The organism is Bacillus sp. AFS059628 (assembly GCF_002571225.1).
In the GTDB taxonomy this organism is placed as follows: Bacteria; Bacillota; Bacilli; order Bacillales; family Bacillaceae_G; genus Bacillus_A.
The window spans coordinates 35,810-56,623 of sequence record NZ_NVEC01000096.1; the positions used below are offsets into that span (position 1 = coordinate 35,810).

The 20,814-nt window shown below is 33.2% G+C and carries 25 protein-coding genes and 1 other annotated feature; of the genes, 5 read left to right on the forward strand and 20 right to left on the reverse strand.

Features of this window, described 5'->3' with window-relative positions:
- Positions 1 to 240: 240 nt before the first annotated feature.
- The gene (locus COL05_RS26890) at positions 241 to 1,152 is read left to right on the forward strand and encodes a hypothetical protein (protein ID WP_098670808.1); all 912 of its coding nucleotides are present in this window, start codon (positions 241 to 243) and stop codon (positions 1,150 to 1,152) included.
- A gap of 258 nt (positions 1,153 to 1,410) precedes the next feature.
- Here COL05_RS26890 and COL05_RS26895 read toward each other — a convergent pair whose 3' ends face one another.
- The 3 genes from COL05_RS26895 to COL05_RS26910 form a co-directional block, all read right to left on the reverse strand.
- Positions 1,411 to 1,953, reverse strand: a complete 543-nt coding sequence (locus COL05_RS26895; RefSeq protein ID WP_098670809.1) for a hypothetical protein — start codon at positions 1,951 to 1,953, stop codon at positions 1,411 to 1,413.
- Between the two features lie 332 nt (positions 1,954 to 2,285).
- A complete protein-coding gene (locus COL05_RS26905) occupies positions 2,286 to 3,371 on the reverse strand; it encodes a serine/threonine-protein kinase (RefSeq protein WP_098670810.1) in 1,086 nt (361 codons plus the stop codon).
- Positions 3,368 to 3,856 carry a hypothetical protein gene (locus COL05_RS26910; protein WP_098670811.1) on the reverse strand — a complete coding sequence of 163 codons (489 nt, stop codon included), beginning with the start codon at positions 3,854 to 3,856 and terminating at the stop codon, positions 3,368 to 3,370. Before COL05_RS26910 ends, COL05_RS26905 begins: the two co-directional genes overlap by 4 nt.
- A gap of 549 nt (positions 3,857 to 4,405) precedes the next feature.
- Between COL05_RS26910 and COL05_RS26915 the strand changes: the two genes are divergently transcribed.
- On the forward strand, positions 4,406 to 5,278 hold the full coding sequence (locus tag COL05_RS26915) for a sce7726 family protein (RefSeq protein WP_098670812.1): 873 nt from the start codon (positions 4,406 to 4,408) through the stop codon (positions 5,276 to 5,278).
- Here COL05_RS26915 and COL05_RS26920 read toward each other — a convergent pair.
- The 10 genes from COL05_RS26920 to COL05_RS26960 all read right to left on the reverse strand — a co-directional run bounded on the left by COL05_RS26920 (position 5,254) and on the right by COL05_RS26960 (position 12,822).
- Positions 5,254 to 6,294 carry a beta family protein gene (locus tag COL05_RS26920; protein WP_180233483.1) on the reverse strand — a complete coding sequence of 347 codons (1,041 nt, stop codon included), beginning with the start codon at positions 6,292 to 6,294 and terminating at the stop codon, positions 5,254 to 5,256. The genes COL05_RS26915 and COL05_RS26920 overlap by 25 nt on opposite strands.
- A gap of 382 nt (positions 6,295 to 6,676) precedes the next feature.
- Positions 6,677 to 7,168 carry a hypothetical protein gene (locus COL05_RS26925; protein WP_098670814.1) on the reverse strand — a complete coding sequence of 164 codons (492 nt, stop codon included), beginning with the start codon at positions 7,166 to 7,168 and terminating at the stop codon, positions 6,677 to 6,679.
- Complete coding sequence (locus COL05_RS26930; protein ID WP_098670815.1) at positions 7,168 to 7,650, reverse strand: DNA repair protein Rad50; 483 nt, start codon at positions 7,648 to 7,650, stop codon at positions 7,168 to 7,170. Before COL05_RS26930 ends, COL05_RS26925 begins: the two co-directional genes overlap by 1 nt.
- Positions 7,651 to 7,679: 29 nt before the next feature.
- Positions 7,680 to 8,129, reverse strand: coding sequence for a terminase gpP N-terminus-related DNA-binding protein (locus COL05_RS26935; RefSeq protein WP_098670816.1), 450 nt, complete (start codon positions 8,127 to 8,129; stop codon positions 7,680 to 7,682).
- A gap of 419 nt (positions 8,130 to 8,548) precedes the next feature.
- Entirely contained in the window at positions 8,549 to 8,938 is a 390-nt protein-coding gene (locus COL05_RS26940; RefSeq protein ID WP_098670817.1) for a transcriptional regulator, read from the reverse strand.
- A gap of 11 nt (positions 8,939 to 8,949) precedes the next feature.
- Entirely contained in the window at positions 8,950 to 9,177 is a 228-nt protein-coding gene (locus COL05_RS26945; RefSeq protein ID WP_048375994.1) for a hypothetical protein, read from the reverse strand.
- 383 nt (positions 9,178 to 9,560) lie between these two features.
- Positions 9,561 to 11,999, reverse strand: a complete 2,439-nt coding sequence (locus COL05_RS26950) for a DUF927 domain-containing protein (protein WP_098670818.1) — start codon at positions 11,997 to 11,999, stop codon at positions 9,561 to 9,563.
- A gap of 46 nt (positions 12,000 to 12,045) precedes the next feature.
- Positions 12,046 to 12,192 (reverse strand): hypothetical protein, encoded by a 147-nt coding sequence (locus tag COL05_RS31560; RefSeq protein WP_179098830.1) that lies wholly within the window; start codon positions 12,190 to 12,192, stop codon positions 12,046 to 12,048.
- Between the two features lie 107 nt (positions 12,193 to 12,299).
- Positions 12,300 to 12,590, reverse strand: coding sequence for a hypothetical protein (locus tag COL05_RS26955; protein WP_257152602.1), 291 nt, complete (start codon positions 12,588 to 12,590; stop codon positions 12,300 to 12,302).
- Positions 12,553 to 12,822 carry a helix-turn-helix domain-containing protein gene (locus tag COL05_RS26960; RefSeq protein ID WP_098670819.1) on the reverse strand — a complete coding sequence of 90 codons (270 nt, stop codon included), beginning with the start codon at positions 12,820 to 12,822 and terminating at the stop codon, positions 12,553 to 12,555. Before COL05_RS26960 ends, COL05_RS26955 begins: the two co-directional genes overlap by 38 nt.
- Positions 12,823 to 12,954: 132 nt before the next feature.
- Between COL05_RS26960 and COL05_RS26965 the strand changes: the two genes are divergently transcribed.
- Together COL05_RS26965 and COL05_RS26970 are read left to right on the forward strand one after the other, a co-directional pair.
- Complete coding sequence (locus COL05_RS26965) at positions 12,955 to 13,503, forward strand: helix-turn-helix domain-containing protein (protein ID WP_098670820.1); 549 nt, start codon at positions 12,955 to 12,957, stop codon at positions 13,501 to 13,503.
- 59 nt (positions 13,504 to 13,562) lie between these two features.
- On the forward strand, positions 13,563 to 14,738 hold the full coding sequence (locus COL05_RS26970) for a site-specific integrase (protein WP_098670821.1): 1,176 nt from the start codon (positions 13,563 to 13,565) through the stop codon (positions 14,736 to 14,738).
- A 117-nt stretch (positions 14,739 to 14,855) separates the two neighbouring features.
- Here the strand turns inward: COL05_RS26970 and COL05_RS26975 are convergent, their stop codons facing one another.
- Entirely contained in the window at positions 14,856 to 14,984 is a 129-nt protein-coding gene (locus COL05_RS26975) for a hypothetical protein (RefSeq protein ID WP_000050944.1), read from the reverse strand.
- A gap of 150 nt (positions 14,985 to 15,134) precedes the next feature.
- Here COL05_RS26975 and COL05_RS26980 point away from each other — a divergent pair, with 150 nt between their 5' ends.
- Positions 15,135 to 15,437 (forward strand): YjdJ family protein, encoded by a 303-nt coding sequence (locus tag COL05_RS26980; RefSeq protein WP_098670822.1) that lies wholly within the window; start codon positions 15,135 to 15,137, stop codon positions 15,435 to 15,437.
- A 77-nt stretch (positions 15,438 to 15,514) separates the two neighbouring features.
- On the opposite strand, the gene tyrS is transcribed toward COL05_RS26980, so the two are convergent.
- From tyrS to acsA, 6 genes are all read right to left on the reverse strand, one after another.
- Positions 15,515 to 16,771, reverse strand: a complete 1,257-nt coding sequence (gene tyrS / locus COL05_RS26985; protein WP_098670823.1) for a tyrosine--tRNA ligase — start codon at positions 16,769 to 16,771, stop codon at positions 15,515 to 15,517.
- Between the two features lie 70 nt (positions 16,772 to 16,841).
- Positions 16,842 to 17,070: a binding site (T-box leader), on the reverse strand.
- A 77-nt stretch (positions 17,071 to 17,147) separates the two neighbouring features.
- Positions 17,148 to 17,393 (reverse strand): hypothetical protein, encoded by a 246-nt coding sequence (locus COL05_RS26990; protein ID WP_098670824.1) that lies wholly within the window; start codon positions 17,391 to 17,393, stop codon positions 17,148 to 17,150.
- Positions 17,374 to 17,919 carry an RNA polymerase sigma factor gene (locus COL05_RS26995; protein ID WP_000057187.1) on the reverse strand — a complete coding sequence of 182 codons (546 nt, stop codon included), beginning with the start codon at positions 17,917 to 17,919 and terminating at the stop codon, positions 17,374 to 17,376. Before COL05_RS26995 ends, COL05_RS26990 begins: the two co-directional genes overlap by 20 nt.
- The gene (locus COL05_RS27000; RefSeq protein ID WP_098670825.1) at positions 17,900 to 18,355 is read right to left on the reverse strand and encodes a hypothetical protein; all 456 of its coding nucleotides are present in this window, start codon (positions 18,353 to 18,355) and stop codon (positions 17,900 to 17,902) included. The genes COL05_RS26995 and COL05_RS27000 overlap by 20 nt, the downstream gene beginning before the upstream one ends.
- A gap of 66 nt (positions 18,356 to 18,421) precedes the next feature.
- On the reverse strand, positions 18,422 to 18,979 hold the full coding sequence (locus COL05_RS27005) for a maltose acetyltransferase domain-containing protein (protein ID WP_098670826.1): 558 nt from the start codon (positions 18,977 to 18,979) through the stop codon (positions 18,422 to 18,424).
- Between the two features lie 89 nt (positions 18,980 to 19,068).
- A complete protein-coding gene (gene acsA, locus COL05_RS27010) occupies positions 19,069 to 20,787 on the reverse strand; it encodes an acetate--CoA ligase (protein WP_098670827.1) in 1,719 nt (572 codons plus the stop codon).
- Positions 20,788 to 20,814: the final 27 nt, after the last annotated feature.

Here is a 20,814-nt window from a genome sequence, read left to right on the forward strand (position 1 = left end):
ATCATAATCCGCTAAAATTAAATAAAAAAGAATCTACTCATATCTAAGGAAACTCTCCGTTTATCTCTTAAATTTATAACTCAACTCCAAATATTACCTTCAAATATTATGTATTTTTCATTCTCCCATGTAAAATATCAATTTCCAAACTTAAACACCCTATATCTTAATAATGTTAAAATATTATATATAACTTTACATTATTTTGTCGGTAAATTTTATTTGTTAGGAGGATGAAAAATGGCAGTAAAAATGAAAAAAGCTTACTCAACAATCAAACAAGAGGATGTAACAGCTAAATATGTCGAACAGCATCAAGAATTAAAAGTTGGATTAGAATGTCATATTTGTAGGATAGGCGTGGCTCATAAAAATAGTTATAAAAGAGTTGAAAGTCCAGTTCCAACTCATTTCACAAGAAAACCAAGGTTAGAACATAGGGAAGGGTGCAAATATAATACATTAGGACAAGTTACTGAAATAGCTAAGGACTCCGATGATAAAATTTTAGAAAATATAAAGAAAAATAAATTCACCTTCCGATTAACAATGATTCATGAACCATTAAGGGATTTAGGTAAGCAAAGTAATAATTTCACTAATAATGACGGAACTGCAGCTCCAAAAAAAGATAGGAAGTATGTTTCCAAAGGGAAACTAAGTTCCTATTTAGCAACAATGATAAAAGTTCTTGAACTACGAAAAGCGGTAGAAGATGACAATTCAAATGAATTAGAATCCATCATCGAAATTCAAATGTACGGAAAGAAAATCAAATGGTCCAATTTCTATTATGATCAAGAAAAGTACCTAGATGCTTATAACTATTTGCAAACTCTTAAGACTAAAAGACATCCTATTTGCATTGAAGGTGTAGTAAGAGACATAAGACCTCTTAAACAAGGAGATCGTTATGCTGTAAATCTCAAATTTGGTAAAACAGAAAAAGATGTGGAACAAATCCCTTCTGTTTCTATTTTGTGCAATGAAAGCGATATACCTTCTATTACTTTTGAACCAGGTCAGCATATTGTAGTGTGTGCATTATGCACAGCAAGCCAGAGTAAAATCAGCAATAAATATTTAAATATTCGCGCGTCATTATATCATAAAAATCAGTTGGTTATATTTAAAGAAGACGAAGAACTTTGATAAAATTAAAAATCAGCCTACATGTAGGTTAATGAATATTTAAGCACTCTATTTTCCAGCTGCTCTACCTAATAAAAAAGCTTACTGAATCGCATACTCAGTAAGCTTTTTTGAATTTGGATAAGTTCGCTTTGAGTTATACTAATCCCTTTAAAAGCTACAGCATAGTATAAAACAGGATAATTGTAATCACCCTTTATTACATAATAAAAAGCCACGTTATTTAAACATAGCCTTATGTAACTATTATTTGTATTCCTACTCTTCATTTGAAACATTAAGCCGCAAAACCTTATATAAATCATCAGATATAATAATATTATTGAAAATATCTTGTTTCGAGTTTTTATTATAAAAATTCTCAGCGACTAAACACATTTTACGACAAAAGTCGATTACTCCTATTTTAATTCTTATACTACAATCATCTTCATTGTTTTCCCAAGACTTGCTGTAGGAAGTTATAGTATCTGTTAACTCGAAAACAAAATCCTTAGATTCTGTCTGATTATACTTCTCTCTCATATACTCTCTAATATCACTAGATCCATCATGAAGAAAATTACAACGCAACTTATAAACTGCATCACCATCAAATCTATCTACATTTTCAATTCCATCAGGATTTTCGAATTTATGTATATACTCGTTATACCATTGAGCATATCTTTTCCCTACTCCCTTAGTTTCAGAATATGCAATCTTTCCACAAATATCAGGTAGTGTAAGTGTTAAAGCTAAAGCAGATAAATAATTTTTATTATCTAAACTGTTCATAATTTCTTTTATAAGTTTATCCAAAGTATTATCTCTCCTTCTTTATTCAATTCAAAAGATGCTTCTTGTAAAATAAAAAGCCATACCTAGGTATGGCCTTAATCTGTTAAATAGTAAATAAAAAGTACTTAACTAATTACTTTTCACTATATTTTTTTGACTCATCTAGTGGACTAATCCGCATAAAACCATTTTGTAAATCCTTGATTTGAATGTTATTGCGTAAGTCAGTAGAATTATTTAAAATTAAACGCTGGTGTATGGAGTCGCTTTGATGTTTATTTGCTAAAAATCTTCTAGACAATTGATTTGATTCCCTAAACAACATCTCGATCACCCTCTCCTTACATTATACGTCAATTTTTCAATTTGTTTAAAAGCTTTTCAATGCCCTTATACGCTTCTTCTAATGAAGTATATACATTGTTCCACTCTGAAACCCGATTTGTCTTTCCACTCTTCTTAAACAATTTCAAACCATTAGTTAAATACCCTCCGTTATTTTCACATAAGCTCAGGGTGTACTGATTATTTTCCGTATCCAAAAACCAAGAACGAATGTTCTCTTCTGTATTATAATTATACTCCCAATCTAACTTTTCGTCAATCCGACTCAAGTCATTGATCATATCTAATACATTGGAATACCTTTGTGAAGCATCCGCACACATACTTTTTGAAATTATGTTTCTTATTTTTTTAGGAATATGTGGTAAGTACACTTCTCTATTTGGAAACTCTTCATTAAATAGCCCTTCTCTTAAACGAGGGTAGTCAATACCATCATCCGTACAATAATTATTAAATTGTCTCTCAAATTCTTCATTACCGTTACACATACGATATAGCGTTACGCCTGCTTGATAGATATCGTCTTGAATAGTTCTTGAAGAAGTCTCAAAATACTGCGGAGAAACATGCTTATTATAACCGAATCCTTGCTCCGCTAAACCGTATTCATTTAAGTACCTTGACAAGCCAAAATCAGTTATTATTGCCCTATCTGAATCATTAATTATTATGTTAGTTGGCTTTATATCTAAATGAAGCATGCCTTTAATGTGAATAAATAATAACCCACTTAAAAAATCAAGTGAGTATTTTATTATCTCTCTCACAGTTAGCATTCTCTCGTTCAATAAACTATTAATAGACCCCTTTTCATAATAAGGCATAGTAATATATATTTTCTCCTCATCTTCTGCCGCATAACGAACGGGCATTACATGAGGATGACTAGCATCATTTAACAATTGCGCTTCAAGAAAATAAGTTTTTATTTCCTCCACATCAAGAGACTCTTTTTTTATTTCTTTTGCGACTAATAGAGCGTTTAATTGTGGATCTTTTATAATATAGACTTCAGAATTTCTACCCTCTCCTCCTATAGATTTAATTTTTTCTAATGATAAATTCGCTTTTATGTGTTCTAAAACAATCACTCGTCTCCCGCCCCATCTTCTTTATAAATAGTGGCATATCCTACAAGAAAGCTCTCTCGATGATTCGCATGAAATTTTTCCCACCCAGGAATATTAAATTCATTTTTTTTTGCATCTCGACATTCTTTTATAAGAGATTTATGCTTCCCTAACTTACTTCCAATTGTATCTAATCTTCCTGTAAAATAGTAGCTTACAGTACTATTAGCCAATAACTCTTGAATAACCCCTTCAATATTTACTCGGAAAGGATCTTTATTTTGCGAGATTCCTTCTGCTATTCGTAAACCCGCCTTTGTAATTCCATATTCACATATTAATGAAAATAGACTTGTCCTTATATATGATAATTTCCTTGGAATGTCTAATGCTTTAGGAATAATAAGAGATTCATTGACATAATCAACCGCCCCCTGCTCATCCATCTGCAAAATAGTATAATAAACTTCTGTAGGACTTACTCTAATTCCAATCGCTCGTTCCATACTCTCTCTCCCTTTTTATTATCTAAATTTAATCTAACACACAAAAGTACAGCAAGTAAATGTTGGAAGGATTGTATCAACTTACTAAATAAAAAAGACGCTCTCAACAGAGAACGCCTTAATTGGTCAATACTGTAAAACGCACATTAAACATGGCATTATTGATTTTTTAAGTGAATAAAAACATTAGAATTATCACTTCTAAATTTAGCAAGTGTCCCTTCTTTTACACCTTTATGTAATAAATAAACATATACTACACAAAAAAGCTTACTGATTATACGACTAAGTAAGCTTTTTATTGAATATGGATAAGTTCGTTTTGTCGTATGTTAATACCTTTAATCAATTTATAAAACGCAATATTTACAGTCTCCACATTTAATTGGTATAATTTAACTATTAAGCCGACTTATTAATATCACATCTATTTTATATAACATAGAGTAATTTAAAGCATAAAATTAAAGGTTAATAAAACTTTTTTATAGAAAAAATACATAAATGAATTTATAATGAGAAAGGCTTTTAGAAAAGGAGGATAGAAAGGTGCTACGTAAATGTTTAACAATTATAGAAGAGAATTTACCTCAACATGAACTAGAGAGAGTCTCTCGACTCCTTTACTCATCATATAACCCTTTTGACTTCGATTCTAAAATTTGGACTAACATACAAGAAATAATTCCAAATGACGTATTTGATAAAATAAAACCCTTTAAACGAACAGTAGTTGGTCACGCTATTATAAATGAGTTGGTTATGAAATACTTCCCTGGTGAAATTACCATAAAATACAATTTTATTAAAAATCACCTTAATCGCCTTAATGAAATTACTGTATTTGAATTAAAAATAAATTCAAGTAGGTTAGATATCGGAAGGATTAATGGTAAGTCTATTGCATATGAAATAAAGACAGAACTAGACACATTGGATAAATTACATAAACAAATTACAGACTATTCAAAGGTATTTGAGTATGTTTATGTCATTATTCATCCTTCACATTTAAAAAAGGTCACTGACTTAGTCCCGCAGCATTGCGGAATAATTACCTATAATTTAAAACATGGTGTTTGTAAATTTAGTTTCCGAAAAAAGGCGTTAAAAAGTGACAATATGAAACCAGAAGCACAACTTTCAACTTTAACAAATAAAGAGTTAGATTGGATTATAAAAGCAAGTAAAATTGACAATATTGTTTCTAATAAAAAGGTAAAAGAAGAAATAATTGTCGAGAAAGTAAATTATAAAAAAATTAATACCCTCTATAAGAAGGTATTAAAAAAAAGATATAATAAAAATTGGGGCTACCTTTGTAATCACTTTGAAAAAATTATGCCAGTGGATATTCAGTCTTTTTTCTCAACACAAGCTGATCCTTACTGGGTATATTATAAAAATTCCTCCATAGTATAAAGGTAATGGCCACATGCGAAACCTTTCCACTCAGGTTGGCTTTTACCTTTTTTAATTTTATTGTATATTCCATCTATACTTTTACATCCTCGACAATTATCTTTGTGCACTTTCGTAAAACTACTCCATACTTGAGAAGAAACTATGGATGGAGCTACCATACTTTCGAAAGTATCTGCCTGTTCTTTTATACCTTTAAATCCATAATAAGAATTATCGTCCCATGAATACTTAATATAACCAGGGCTTATTATCCCACCATCAGTTAATTCATCTTTTTTAACTCCACAATAATCCCCAAATGCTGAAAAACCAAGTGAACTATAAGCAGTTAACAAACTATTATCAGCCTCTTGAATAATAGCATTGTGATTTAAACTCACATTTGAAACAGTTCTTGGAATAGCCGATCTTAGTATTACACTCTTACATTTTTTTGATGAACTTAACTGTTGTACACTTTTATACAAATTATCATTTGCAGGGTGCGTGTGCGGAGTTTCATCTAAATCGAGTATTATAATATCCCTTTCTGTAACAATGTTGACTAATTCCTTCATAGCATTGCTAAATTCATTTGGGTAAATCCTATAAGCAAGTTGATTATAATATTTTCTTAGTTGTTGATTTTGAAGCGCAAGATAGTTAGGTATGTATGTATCGTTTGGATTATAAGTTATCACAGGGATAACTTTATCACTATCTACAAGTCTACTATCTGTTAGAATATCAATTCTAGTTTGGGGGTTTGCTAAAACTGGTGTCAAGTATCTTCGAACATTACCTATAGTATTATTCCGTAATCTAATGTACATAGGTATGTCTATCATCACACTTGTATTTGTATCTTTTAAATCCGTTAATAATTGTTCTATAGAATCCTTTTTACTCCTTTGTGTAGGTTTTTCAGTAACAATTTCAATTAACGGTAAAATTTTATTGCTAATAGATGTTGAATTAAGAGCTTTTCTTTCTTGGCTTCTGTACCTAAAAGTAGGTACATATTTAAAATCCAATCGCTTTCCCTCCCCTTTATTACAAATAATTACAAAGCCCCTTAGAAAAATTCTACATAATATTCTAATATATTACAACTTTTTATTTTTTCATTATTTTCTTCATATTCCTTCCTCAGCTGGATGAACTGATTCTATTTTAATAAAAAAGAACACTGCATAATTTTAATTAATCAGTGTTCTTTAATAATTTTAATTCTGTTAGAATAATATATTTATAACTATCTTATTCAATCTACAAACGATACACAGTCGGTTCTACCCTCTAGATAAATTAATCACCCATCAAGAAGGTTGTATAATTTCAATCCTACTTCATTAACATTCGTATACATTTCTCTCATAATTTCAATTTCTAATCCATCTGAATTTTTTTCAAGCGTTAACCTTCAGTAACTAATGTATCGGTTACTTCTTTTCCTTCTGCATCAATCGCTGGATTTTTTAACGGTTTTTGTCTCGAACCTGACCTTTGCGGCGCGTCGATCATGTCAACTCTTTTTCCAATGTTCACTGAATAGTCGACTCCAAGTTTAGGAGATTTTAAATTACCCCATTTTGTACTTGTTTCCCACTTTCTATAAATCTTGTTTTCTACATAACGTAACACTTCATTTACTCGCTGATCTTCTGATTCGTTCGGATCATCATAGTAAAAAGTATATTTGTCATTAGGTTTGAAGTTGCTTTTGTTACGTGATAAAGCGTTCTTTAACCAGTTTTTAAGTTGTTCGTCCCTTTCTTCCTTTAATAAGTCCATACGACCGAATAATACTTTCCCTGCATCTGTTAGCGGCGTTAGTTCAATATCATAAGTATGATAAGCATGTTTTCTTTCTCGTGCCGATAGAATTTTTTCATATATTGTAATCATTATCGTAATACCTCCGATTTCGTAGATGTAACCATTTCATATAGTTCACAGTAATATCCTCCGTAAGTCTCGTTACAATGCATTAACTTTCTGTGAGCTTCATGCATTTCATTTAGTTCTACATTAATAGCGGCAACTTCATCAGCAATAGACATTTCTAAGTCATCTTTTCGTTTGCGTAACTCGATATAACGTTTGTCCATTTCTTTGATATCTTTCTTAATCACTTTCGCCGCCTGGGCTTTTTCTTCTTCGCTAAAAATAACCGTTGGTGTGTAACCGAATTTCCTTTCGGCTGCATATTCTTTTTTTAGTTCTTCAACAATCTTTGTAATGTGGTCATATTCATCACGTGACGTAACGTTTCTTTGACACTCTTCCGCTAATTTTAGCTTTTCCAGGACCGGAAGGCTTCTTTCTTCTGTTTTGATTTGTTGATAAAATAATTCTTTCAATTTTAAACTATTCTCTAAATGTGCCATGTTTTCATGACCTCCTGTTATATTATTATTTATATATAAAGTTCTTCATCGTCTTCAGCTTCTTCAATGTCGATACCTAAAAACTCCAACAACTTTGACATAGACGTGATAACTTTTGTTAATTCTGAAATAGAATCATTCTTTTTGACTGATCCCGTTACACCCATTACAGATACGCCGCGTTCTTCAATATCTTCAATCAATTTGTTTTTGATATCGAAAAATTTCATGTACGTATTCACCATGTCTACGAATTGCATTTCGGTTTCTAGACCTTTATCTTTCAATTTAGCCATCAATAAATCATAAAGCTTTTGACGATCTACATTTGCCGATAGTTCTACCCACTTGTAACGGTGACGCCAATTGTTTAGCGTACTCTCTTTGACTTCTAATTCTGCTGCGATTTCTTTAAATGAGTACTTTCCGCTTTTATACATTTCATAAGCTGTTTGTTTTTTGTCTTCATTTGAAATCATACTTTCATCACCCTTTCATCACTTGTTTTATTATTTTTTTAAATAAAAATCACTATTTGACGTTTATATTTGAGTTGCGATAATCTAAATCCAACGAAACAAACGTTGATTTCATGCGGTTTATAGGTTCATAAGTAACAATTTAATTTACCGATTAAAAACATAAATGTTTTCCTCAAAAAATAGGAAAGCATCTTTTTTTGGCCTTTTCTCTATTTTTCACGCGCGAAAAGCAAAAAATAAAAAGACAAATCTCCCCCCCGCGTTGCTCGGTCCCCCAGCAAAATTGTTTCTATATTTAGATGGGGGGGGTGTTATAGAAAAATTTATTTTTAATTTTTGTTTACAAATGAACAATTCAATTCTTGTTTAATTAATTAAATAGCTTTTAAAATATTTTATTTTCCTTCCAAAGTTCTTTATCCTCCTGCCTTTAATCTCTCTGCAAACTTGATTCTTCTCATAATCTCAGCATGTTTCACTTTAATATAATGCGTACTGTAATTTAATTTGAATCCTATGCCTTCTAACGTCATTCCATCAATATATTTCAGCTTAAGTATCTGTTGTTCTAAGTTTTTGAAATTACTTAATATGTCATCGAGCCGTTGCAATTGTTTTTTCTTAAATGTGAGTTTCTTCTTAAGTTGATCCATTATCTTTTCTGTTTCTTCATTGCCTGTATTAATTAATAATATATCTTTACCCCATTTGCTCTGACGTTTTAATTCAGCATGTATTCTATTTAACTTGTATTCCAAATAAGTGATCTCTTCTTCTAACATTTGATAATCTTTAAGGCAAACCAATTACGTATCACCTACTTAGGCTCACTCTTTGTAACAACCTCTTTACCCGATAACTTCATCTTCTTAAGGACATAGCCTGTACGAATATATGGGCTATCTTCCTCAAAACAATGTGCATCCCTGTGTCCTTCACCTGTTCCGTGATGATGAAACTTTCTACAGTATTGACACCATGTACTAAGATTTCCTTTTTCATCACGTTCAATCGCTAATACAATTGGAGCTTTTTTAGTTGCCATTTACTTACCTCCATTTTTTTAGTAATACATGTTTATTACTTTTTGCTAAAACCTTGAAATGCTTACGGCTCTAAGCTTTATTGCCTTTTCTATAAAATATCAGTAGTACGAGTAATAATAAGGTTTTGGACGTATTACCTTATTTCCCCTTACTCCCACAAGGGATTTGACTTATCAGTAATAAAAGTAATACATTTTTAAAATCAAAACACTTACATATATAAACTGGTTTTATTTTCTTTTTTTAAATACATGTATATATCAAAATCCTTATTACTCTTATTACTTTTATTACTTTTACTGATTCACCCCTTGATTTATAAGGGTTTTAAACAGTAATAAGAAATTTTAAATAAAGTAATTCCCTATTACTCTTATTACTACTAATCTGAAAAATCTATATTAGCTTCATAAAAGTCAAATCCTAGTTCTCCTACAAGTTCCATATTTAACGGTATACCATTAAATTTCTTTCCCTTATGGCTTACAAGTTTGTAATCAACTACTTTACTTCCTTTTTCAACTGGAATTGTCATGCCTCTCTTTAACCATTCACGCCTTACTTGCTTTTCTTCAACACCTAAGAAATCGGTAGTATAAGCTGGGGTCAAAAACAACTGTCTTTGTTTATCTTTATAGATTGCTTTAATAATTTTAGGCATATAATCATAAAATATATTTTGTCTACTACTATCCAAATCCGTAAGTATCTCTTCTAAAAATTGAAGTGGCTTATCAATGGATTTATTTTCTTCTGCTATATCATCAAATAATGAGGAAATGGCTTTTAGATCAATATCAAAGTCCATTTTGTTTTTCAATATACTGCCTGTAAAATGAACTGCTGCATAATATCCAGCTAATCGGCTTAATACTTCATTACCTTTCGCTTTATCTACATAGTGTTTTCTAAACTTGTGATACTCTGGAGTAAGCTCCTTCTTATGTTTCAACCAAACTTTTAAGAACTCTATTCCTATCGCTCCATAATTGTTTTCCATTGCTTCATAAAGTCCCATGATATTGCTATGATCTTTCTTTAATGGCTCGTCAATTAATGGGATAATCCTTGCAGCCGCTCCACCTTGATTTTTAGCGTACTCATTTAGAGAAACTTCACCTGTACTTAGTAAAATATTATGCCAAGTATACTCCCGCTGACTTCCTTTTAAACTTCCTCTTCCTTTTGAACGTCCTCCACTGAAAGAATAAATAACATCTTTTAAAATACGTTCATCGGCTTTTCGTGTATCATCCATTAATAAAGGAAAACTGTTTAAATATGCTGATTTTCTCTCAATAGATACTTTTGTAGCATTCCATTCACTCATTAAGCTTTCATTACCCCAAACACTTGCGGCTACTTTTAATGTAGTAGTTTTCCCCTGTGAGGTGGTTCCGCTTAAATCAACAATGAAAGGTTGCAAGCGTAAATCCTTTATAATGACACTCGCAAAACTAGAAAGAACAAAAAATACTGCCTTGGGATTCTGTTTAATTCGTTCAAACACTTCTTTTTTCCAAGTATCACTTGTTCCTTTCACCTCAAAGGCTTCAAGTAATTGTTTCTCACCATGATCTATCGCCATAATTTCAACATCTTTAGTAACTAAAGGATGGATAAAAGTATCCTTTATATGCCCTAAACGCTCTACCGCATAATTTTGTTCTATATTATTAATCAATAGATATTGGTCAAAATAAGTAATGATTTTTTTAACGTTATTATCATTAACGGAAAAGCCTTTATCACTTAGCTCTAATAATTCTTTTCTAACAGCAATAGTAGAAGCTGGCACAACTTCACTTACAGTTCTATTACTTTCCTTCCATTCAATTTCATAAAGTACTTGTGGACGCTCTATGTTGTGGAATTCCTTTGTAATATATGGTGTTTTGCGAGATACGAGTTTTGTTATCTCATTTCCATCCTTATCCTCTCTCGTCTCAAAAAGTGTACCTTTATTTCCCACTTTAAAAGGCTTAGGAATGATTTTATTTTCGTCTTTACCTTCGGCATGTGTTTCAAAATTACTGTCAGATGTATGCTGTCTTTTTGTCTGGTCTGGTTTCCATTGAATAGCTGACTGCGTAAGGCTCTTTAATTCGTTATAAGGAAAATCAGTTTTATCTAAAAGAAAATACTCATATATAAGCTCCATTGCCTGCATTATTTCCTCGTTAGAAACATTCCACGCTTTTAAATGCGTAGCAAACTTATACATTGTGTCATTTCTGCTACCTGAGCTTTCTATAGGTACTGGAAACATATAATCTTTAGATTTATCTGTATTTCTAACAGGTATTAAATAGTGTGGTAATTCGTCCAGCTGATCTATGCTATTATTTGCTATATAGCGTCCTTCTGTGTTGTTTGTAGGAAAAACAATATATCCTGCTCCAGCTGTACGGGTATCAATAACTACACCTATTTGAGAGAAATATTTCGTAATCTGTTTAATGTCTTGTGTCCTTTTCTCTTTAGCTGCAAAAACGAACTGCCATCCGTTTGGTGTTTTAATCGAATGGTGATGCCTGTTTTCTCCTTCAAGCAAATCTTTCACAAGTTCTCCTTGAACCTGGTCATCCACATCTATGATAATCCGCTCCTGGGGAATAACTGCTCCAATCCATCCGCCTTGGTTTATCCATTTATTTATTTCTAAATCATCTAATCCCTGGCTATCTTTCCACTTACATACTGGCGTTTTCGCTTTTTGATACCCCTGATTTCCATTTGCATATCCAGTTAACTTGATAATTTTTGCTCCAGGTAACATTTCATCAATTATTGTTATATAGTGCGGCATGGTAACTTTCAAAAATGAGCACCTCCTTTTCTCTTAATAATGTTTTTAAAAGTAAATATCATACTTGCTTTAATATTCGATTAATTTCTTCTAAAACTTTGATTGCTTTTGAATCACCGTTCTCCGCTTTTTCTAAGATGATATGTAACTTGTCTTCACGTATTTCAGCAGCTGACATTAATTTATTAACTGATACTTCGCCCACATGTATTCACCTCAACCCTTTGAATATCAAAAAAATTACTTATTTTTAAATTTGATAAAACTTCTAATTTTCACGTTTGCTCACGCTTTTGATTTAATTTTCTACTTCTACCAAGAATCCATAATCTGTTTAATTGCTTCCATCGTCGGCTCATAAAACCAGTATCTTTTTCCACCGGGTTTACGACGTTCGAATTGTTTGACTCTCGGATCTTGGAGTATATCAAGTTCAAGACTTGATTTAGAAATGCATGTTAATTCAGCCATTTTATTAATATCAATTGTAAAAAAGGTTTGATGGATACTCTCATCAATTTTCTTTTGGATGTAATCACGCAACTGCTTTTGGTCAACATCGACATTAATTGTTGCTAATTCCATATTGAATCTCCCTTTCACTTTGTTTGCTGTCACCAACCACTTTAACAAAAAAAATATCTTCTATTTTGAGATTCAAACCTTTAGAAATTTTTGTCGCTATTACTGGTGATGGATTACAATCCCCTTTTAAAATTTGGCTTAAATAAGCATGAGAGAAACCATTTTCTTTAGAAAAACTTCTTAAGCTTTTACCTGTTTTGGCGATTAAAAGCCTAGTTGTTATTTCATCTTTCAATTTTATTTCAATCATTTTTGCTCACCAACTTTTTCTTTGCTTGGTCATAGTATACAATCTACCGTTTGGTATCGTCAACCATTATTTTAAATTTGTTTGACATAACTACCACCCTAAAGTAAAATTTAGACAAATAAATAAAAGAAGGTGATTAAAATAGAATTAGGTGAATATATACGAAAAGTTCGCACGGACAAAAAACTTTCATTAAGAAAAGCAGCAGAATTGACTGGTATATCGCATCCTTATTTATCTCAATTAGAGACAGGTAGTCATAAAAAACCATCAGCAGAAATATTAGAGAAAATAGCTGAAGGGTTAGATATTCATTTTAATTATCTCTCCTATCTAGCTGGTTATATTAACTATCCACTTATCGAAAATGATGAAACTTTAACAAATGAAGAAAAAGAAGAGCAGATAAAAGAAGCTATTCATAAAATACCTGGTAATATTTTTAATGATCCTTTTAATTCTTCAAAGACAATACCTATAACTTCATTTGTACCCAAATTCATAAATATTATAGATGAAGAAGACGGAGTAGAAAGTCAGATTCCTACTACAAAAGAACATCTATTTGATTTACATTATCTACTTCAGATGGATGTAGACATTTGCTATGACAAAAAAACCTTAACTAATGAGAATAAAAAAGATATCTTAAAGTTTATTGAAAACTTCATAATTAAATAATTATAAGTATCCTTTCCCTTTTAATAGCGTTTGCTCACGCACGAAAGGGTAGATAAATAATGAAACTATATAAAACAAAGAAAGATCCTGAATTATACTATTATTTCAATACCAAAGGTGTAAAACTATGGTGTTTTAGACATAGATACTATGATTCATTAGGAAAAAGGCGAGAAAAATACAAACAGGGTTATAAATCTGAAAATGAAGCTTACCGAGGGTTACTTGAAGTTAAGACAAGTATCTTAAATGGTGAAGTTAAACAGGTTAAAAACTCCAATTTAACTATTTCAGAATGGTTAGATATATGGTATGAAACTCACAAAAATGAATGGAAGATCTCTTCATGTTCACAACGAGAAAATGCTATTAAATATCAAATGAAACCACTGCTCGGTAAATATAAATTATCTGAGTTAGATAAATCAACTTACAAGCGTGTTTATATCAATGAACTATTAAAGAGATATAAACCTAGTACCGTTCAACTTTTTCACAGACTTTTTAAAATTGCAATCAATGCAGCTGTGGATGATGAACTTATTCCTCGTAATAGATTTAATAAAATTACAATACCAAATGAAGAAAAGACAGTAGAAAACTTCTTCACAGCTGAAGAGTTAAATGAATTCATAGCAGCTGCTAAAAAGCACGAAAACATCACAAACTATAGCATAATTTTGTTACTTGCTTTCACTGGATTAAGAAAAGGTGAGGCACTCGGGTTACAGTGGAAAAACATTAATTTCGAAGAAAAAACTCTAACTGTAGAACGCACTCGTGATAACAAGGGAACACGCACACCCAAAACTAAAAATAGCTTCCGTACGATTTTAATTGATGATACTCTCATTAATCAATTGAAGGCCTATAGAACATGGTGTAAAAAAACAAAGCTCTCTTTCGGCCTGCACTTAAACGACGATGATTTTATTTTCATATCTTATCAATCTGGAACACCTATAACAGATAACCCTTTAATGTATAGTTTTCAACGCATATTAAAACATACAACTTTGAAAAAAATCACTCCACATGGTTTAAGACACACACATGCGACATTATTAATTAGCCAGCGGATACCAGTAAAAGTTATTGCTGATCGTTTAGGTAATACACCGCAGATGATTTTTGATATATATGGTCATTCATTTAAGGAATTAGAAGAAGAGTCAGTCGCTGCATTTAGTACAAGTTTACTTACAGCTGGGGGAACTTTTGGGGGGGATTTTTAAAATCATACCTCGAAACCTTGATAATATAAGGGGTTTTAATACTAAGGAGTTCTACTCTCGTTAATGACAAAAAGCCAATCCTGTGGATTGGCTTTTTTCGTTATATATAAAATAAAATTATTTATTTTCCTCTTTCTGAACATATACATAAGCATCTTTCTGCTCTTTATGTACATCCACCTTCGAATTCTCTGCAAGCTGACCCGCGTTTAGCAAAGAAAAAATAATGAGCGCTTCTAGTGACATTTCGTTTTACCACTCCTTTCTAGTTGTTATACCTTTATCATACCGCTTACATGTGATTTCCGTATGAACTCGAAAAGGAGATTACAACAAAAAGGTTACAGGAATACGAATGAACGCTATAATAACCAGTAAATAGGAGGTTGATTCATTTTGACAATAAACCAAATGGTTCAATTAGGTAGTGCATGTATGTTGTTTATTACTTCCGCACTTATTAATTGGTATCAGGGGAATAATTTAATAGATAATCCTGATGAATGGAAATATAGCGCTAAGTTTACGAATTACTTTAAAGGCACCGTTTCAAATTACGAAGATATTTATCAAATCGATTTCTTTATATATGCAGCAAAATTTTATCCAACAGCATTTATTGTTATGCTCATTAGCTTACTTTATATGCTCGTATTAATTCTTCATATTCTATTTACAAGAACTCGTAAGGTAAACTAAATTCATACATAAAAACCCCGAATCATAAACTTTTCAGCCTATAATTCAGGGTACTATTTGTTTATATTCGTTTCTAATTAGTAACGAATTAAGAAATATTTCTTTTTACCGCGACGAATGATTGTGAATTTACCTTCGATGCGGTCGTTTTCTGTTACAACATAGTCTAATGCTTGTGTACGCTCACCGTTTACGTAAATTGCGCCATTCGTTACATCTTCACGTGCTTGACGTTTTGATGGAGAGATTTTGCTTTCTACTAGTAAGTCGATTAATACTGTATCATCTGCAGTACGTTCTACAGATGGTACGTCTTTGAAACCTTGCTCGATTTCGCTTGCAGTCAGTTCTGCTACAGAACCGCTGAATAATGCAGCTGAAATTTTAATCGCTTGCTCTAATGCTTCTTCGCCGTGAACAAGTTTTGTCATTTCTGCACCTAATGCTTTTTGTGCTGCACGTTTTTCTGGTGCTTCAGCTACTTGCTTCTCAAGTTCAAGAATTTCTTCATGAGATAAGAATGTGAAGTATTTTAAGTATTTAACAACGTCGCGGTCATCTGTGTTAATCCAGAATTGGTAGAATTCGTAAGGAGTTGTTTTCTCTGGGTCTAACCAAATTGCGCCGCCTTCTGTTTTACCAAACTTCGTACCGTCAGATTTCGTAACTAGTGGAATTGTTAAACCGAATGCTTTCGCATCTTCTTCTGATTTACGGATTAATTCAAGACCAGCTGTAATGTTACCCCATTGGTCACTACCACCGATTTGCAGACGGCAATTATGTTGTTGGTATAAGTTTAAGAAGTCGTATGATTGTAAAATCATGTAACTAAACTCAGTGAATGAAATACCAGTTTCCAAACGAGATGCTACTGTATCTTTTGCTAACATATAATTTAAACCGAAGTTTTTACCGATATCGCGTAAGAATGAAATAACATCTAAGTTACCAAGCCAGTCATAGTTGTTAGCCATTGTTGCTGGGTTGTCCACGTTTTCAAACTCTAAGAAGTTTGAAAGTTGGTTTTTAATGCTTTCTGTGTAGTAAGCAACTGTATCTTTCGTATTCAATGTACGCTCCGCTTTTTTACCACTTGGGTCACCGATCATACCAGTACCACCGCCAACAAGTGCAATCGGTTGGTGACCAGCTAATTGGAAACGACGTAACATTAACACTGGTAACATATGACCGATGTGTAAGCTATCCGCTGTCGGGTCGAAACCACAGTATAATTTAACGCTTTCTTTTTCTAATAATTGCTCAAGTCCCTCAGCATCTGTTTGCTGATTAATTAGACCGCGAAATTCAAGATCTTGTAAAATACCCATATCCTACATACTCTCCTTTAAGTTCATTACTGGCGTGAAGGTTGAAAACATAAAAAAATCGCCCCTTCAAATAAGGGACGATTTTGATTATCGCGTTACCACCCTAGTTGCAGGCCAAAAAAGCCTACCACCTTATTTACATAACGGCTTAGCACCGTCTTTTCCCTTTTGAATACCATTCAATCGAAAAAAGATGCTCTAGGGGCGTAATTCGCGATCATCTATGTGCTGATTTTCACCGGCCATCAGCTCTCTAAAACAGGGAAATGATCACTACTTCTCCCTTTCCACGCTCAATTATTCATATACTTTTCTTTATACCATCATTTATATAGGCGTGTCAAATAGAGGTCGAGTTTCTCTTCTTCCCAATCCTTTACAACGTCGCAAAGAGTATCGTAATAAGAGAAATCACCGGAACCCCAACTAATAACGATACGTGAAATACAACCGATAAATCATTCCCAATCGTAGCCTCCACAGGATCTTTCGCTGGAGAACCAAGAAATCCGATTAATCGATCGAAGCGACTTACCGTTTTTGGAAAGTCCGGTACTTCTACATAGTCACTATCTAAATGCTGTCTTAATTTATATTCACTCTTAAAGGGATTTTCGCTCAATTTCATCCACCTCCAGCAATTGTTTCAATTTCTTTATCCCGTTATGAAGTCTCGACTTCACTGTTCCAATTGGAATGTTTAATATCTCTGCAATTTCTTTTTGCTGCATATCATGATAATAAGAAAGAATAAGGACAGCTCGCTGCTCTTCCGGAACTTTCAAAATTGCCTCTCTTACTGTGAGCCGATCTTCGTGAGAAAATTCTTTTTCCTGAATTGGCACTAAAAATGGCAAAAGCGTACGCCACTTTTTTCTTCTATTTAATTTATTAATCATTAGACGATAACCAATTTGAAATAAATACGTTTTTATTTTTCCTTTTTCAAGTTCATACATATGTTTCTTACGCTCTAACGTCAAAAACGTATCTTGCACAAGATCGATGCTTAATTGTTCATCTCGATTAAATCGATATAAAAATGTGTATAGCGCTGGTTTGATTAAAACATATAGTTTTTCCCCAGCCTGCTTATCTCCACTTTGATACGCAAGCATGAGCTCCTCCTCAATCCCAATCTGCGCCATGATTTTTGATCTCCTTTATTCCTTTTAACGTTAATGAAATACGGGAAATCAAATATGCAATTGCAATAAAAACCCACAACTGCGATTGATTTGTAAAAAATTGAACATATGGATTTTGAATTGTAAATCCCATTGGAACTAAAAAAATTAAAACCTGCACACATATGCATGCATACAATGCCAGACAAACAGAAATCGTATCAAATACATTCCAGCGAAAATAAACTTTTGTTTTTGTAAAATCGATTTTATTCCCTTTTTTTCGTACTATGTGTTTTCTATCAAACGGAATAATAATTGAAAACACAACACTCATTATAACTCCAGCTGTAAGCATTGATACTCTATATCCAATTGGTATCGGTAAGAAAAGACCACAAGAAAATACGACTATAATTCCAAGTAAAGCAAAAATAAGAAGTAATTTATTAGACATAAAAAAGCCTCCCTCATCTATTCTTTCATAAGTGTATACAGACGAGGAAGGCACTTCGTTCAAATATTATTTTATTTTTTTAATAATCTTCGCGGGATTTCCGCCAACTACTACATTATCAGGCACATCTTTCGTTACAACGGCGCCAGATGCGATCACCGCATTGTCTCCAATCGTTACACCTGGATTAATAATAGCTCTTCCGCCAATCCATACGTTATCACCAATTGTAACTGGTTTTCCGTATTCTGATCCGCTTATGCGCTCTACCGGATTAAGCGGGTGTGTTGCTGTATAAATGTGAACACCTGGAGCTAACATACAGTTCACTCCGATTGTTACTGGACATACATCTAAAATGGTACAGTCAAAGTTCGCGTAAAAATTTTCGCCAACGTGAATGTTATAGCCATAATCACATCTAAAAGAAGATTCAAGATGAATGTTATCTCCAGTCGTTCCAAATAATTCTTTTACGATTTCGCTACGCTCTTTTAATTGTACTTCTGACGTTTCATTTAATTTTCTCGTTAATATACGAGCTTGCTCCCTCTCTTGTACTAAAACTGGATCAGCTGGTATGTACATTTCGCCTAGTATCATCTTTTCTTTTTCTGTTTTCATTTTATTATCCCCTTTAACTTATATATATAAGTTCATGATATCACAAAAAAGAAAGGTCTGAACATATTACTTGTTCAGACCTTTCTCTCTTAATCTTCCATCGTTGATAAGTCACCTGTTGGTAAGTTTAACTCCCACGCTTTTAATACGCGGCGCATAATTTTACCACTTCTCGTTTTCGGTAATTTATCTCTAAATTCAATTTGTCTTGGCGCTGCATGAGCTGCGAGGCCTTTCTTTACAAATTGACGAATTTCTTCTTTTAATTCTTCAGATGGTTCGTATCCTGCTCGAAGCGCGATAAATGCTTTAATGATTTCTCCGCGCACTGGATCCGGGATACCAATTACACCAGCTTCCGCAACAGCAGCATGCTCGATTAATTTACTTTCTACTTCAAACGGACCAACGCGCTCGCCTGATGTCATAATTACATCATCAATACGTCCTTGGAACCAGAAGTATCCATCTTCATCCATATAAGCAGAGTCACCTGATACGTACCAATCTCCTGGCATAAAGTAAGATTCATACTTTTGCTTGTTATTCCAGATTCCACGCATCATCGCTGGCCAACCTTTACCAATTGCTAAGTTACCCATTGTGTAAGGAGGCACTTCATTTCCTTCATTATCAACAATCGCTGCTTTCACGCCTGGAATTGGTTTCCCCATTGAACCTGGACGGATTTCCATACAAGGGTAGTTACAAATAACTTGTCCACCTGTTTCTGTCATCCACCACGTATCATGAATGCGAAGTCCAAATGCGTTCATACCCCAGCGAATTACTTCTGGATTTAACGGTTCACCAACGCTTAATACGTGGCGCACTTGTGATAAATCATATTTTTTAATTGCGTCTTGTCCAGCCCCCATTAACATACGGAACGCCGTTGGTGCACTGTACCAAACTGTTACACCGTAATCTTGCAGCGCTTCATACCACGCTTCTGGACTAAAACGACCACCTAAAATAACATTTGATGCACCGACTAACCACGGTGCGAAAATACCGTAAGCTGTTCCAGTTACCCAACCCGGGTCAGCTGTGCACCAATATACATCGTCTTCTTTTAAATCTAATACCCACTTCGCCGTTTGATAGTGTTGAACCATTGCGTTCTGCGCATGAAGAACACCTTTTGGCTTACCAGTAGAACCAGACGTATAATGTAGAATCAAACCGTCTTCACGGCCTAACCATTCAATATGTAATTCTTTTGAAGCTTGTTCAAATAAAGGATTGAACGCTACTGTTTTACCGCCTTCTTCTACATGATCTCCAACAAGGAAGACTGTCTTCAAAGCTGGTAAATCATTTAATGGTACGCGCTCTAACAATTCAGGCGTTGTAATTAACACCTTCGCTTCGCTATCTTCTAAACGGTCGCGAACTGCGCCTTCCATAAATGCTTCAAATAGCGGACCAACGATTGCCCCTAATTTCACTGCACCTAAAAGTGCGAAATATAACTCTGGGGAACGCGGCATAAAAATAAAAACGCGATCGCCTTTTTCTACATCACCATAATTTTTCAGGACGTTTCCTGCTTTATTAGAAAAATCCTTCATTTCCTTAAATGTATACTTCTCTTTTCGCGATCCATCTTGATAATAAAGGGCTACTTTATTCTTTCGATCGGATTTCGCATGCTTATCAATTGCCTCATACGCCATATTTACTCGGCCTGTTTCATTCCAAGTAAAGTTTTTATTAACCTCTTCCCAGTTAAAATTCGCGTATGCCTCATCATAATTCGGCAAATTATTTTTTCCTTTAATGACAGGAAGCGTTTCTACTTTCATACTTTACATCCCCCTCCTATGTATTCT

Coding starts and splice junctions, on each gene's coding strand:
- COL05_RS26890 (WP_098670808.1), top strand. CDS start 241: ATGGCAGTAAAAATGAAAAAAGCTTACTCAACAATCAAACAAGAGGAT.
- COL05_RS26910 (WP_098670811.1), bottom strand. CDS start 3,856: ATGGAACGAGCGATTGGAATTAGAGTAAGTCCTACAGAAGTTTATTAT.
- COL05_RS26925 (WP_098670814.1), bottom strand. CDS start 7,168: ATGATTACAATATATGAAAAAATTCTATCGGCACGAGAAAGAAAACAT.
- COL05_RS26930 (WP_098670815.1), bottom strand. CDS start 7,650: ATGGCACATTTAGAGAATAGTTTAAAATTGAAAGAATTATTTTATCAA.
- COL05_RS26935 (WP_098670816.1), bottom strand. CDS start 8,129: ATGATTTCAAATGAAGACAAAAAACAAACAGCTTATGAAATGTATAAA.
- COL05_RS26945 (WP_048375994.1), bottom strand. CDS start 9,177: ATGGCAACTAAAAAAGCTCCAATTGTATTAGCGATTGAACGTGATGAA.
- COL05_RS26960 (WP_098670819.1), bottom strand. CDS start 12,822: ATGATTGAAATAAAATTGAAAGATGAAATAACAACTAGGCTTTTAATC.
- COL05_RS26970 (WP_098670821.1), top strand. CDS start 13,563: ATGAAACTATATAAAACAAAGAAAGATCCTGAATTATACTATTATTTC.
- COL05_RS26975 (WP_000050944.1), bottom strand. CDS start 14,984: ATGTCACTAGAAGCGCTCATTATTTTTTCTTTGCTAAACGCGGGTCAG.
- tyrS (WP_098670823.1), bottom strand. CDS start 16,771: ATGGGTATTTTACAAGATCTTGAATTTCGCGGTCTAATTAATCAGCAA.
- COL05_RS26995 (WP_000057187.1), bottom strand. CDS start 17,919: ATGGCGCAGATTGGGATTGAGGAGGAGCTCATGCTTGCGTATCAAAGT.
- COL05_RS27000 (WP_098670825.1), bottom strand. CDS start 18,355: ATGTCTAATAAATTACTTCTTATTTTTGCTTTACTTGGAATTATAGTC.
- COL05_RS27005 (WP_098670826.1), bottom strand. CDS start 18,979: ATGAAAACAGAAAAAGAAAAGATGATACTAGGCGAAATGTACATACCA.
- acsA (WP_098670827.1), bottom strand. CDS start 20,787: ATGAAAGTAGAAACGCTTCCTGTCATTAAAGGAAAAAATAATTTGCCG.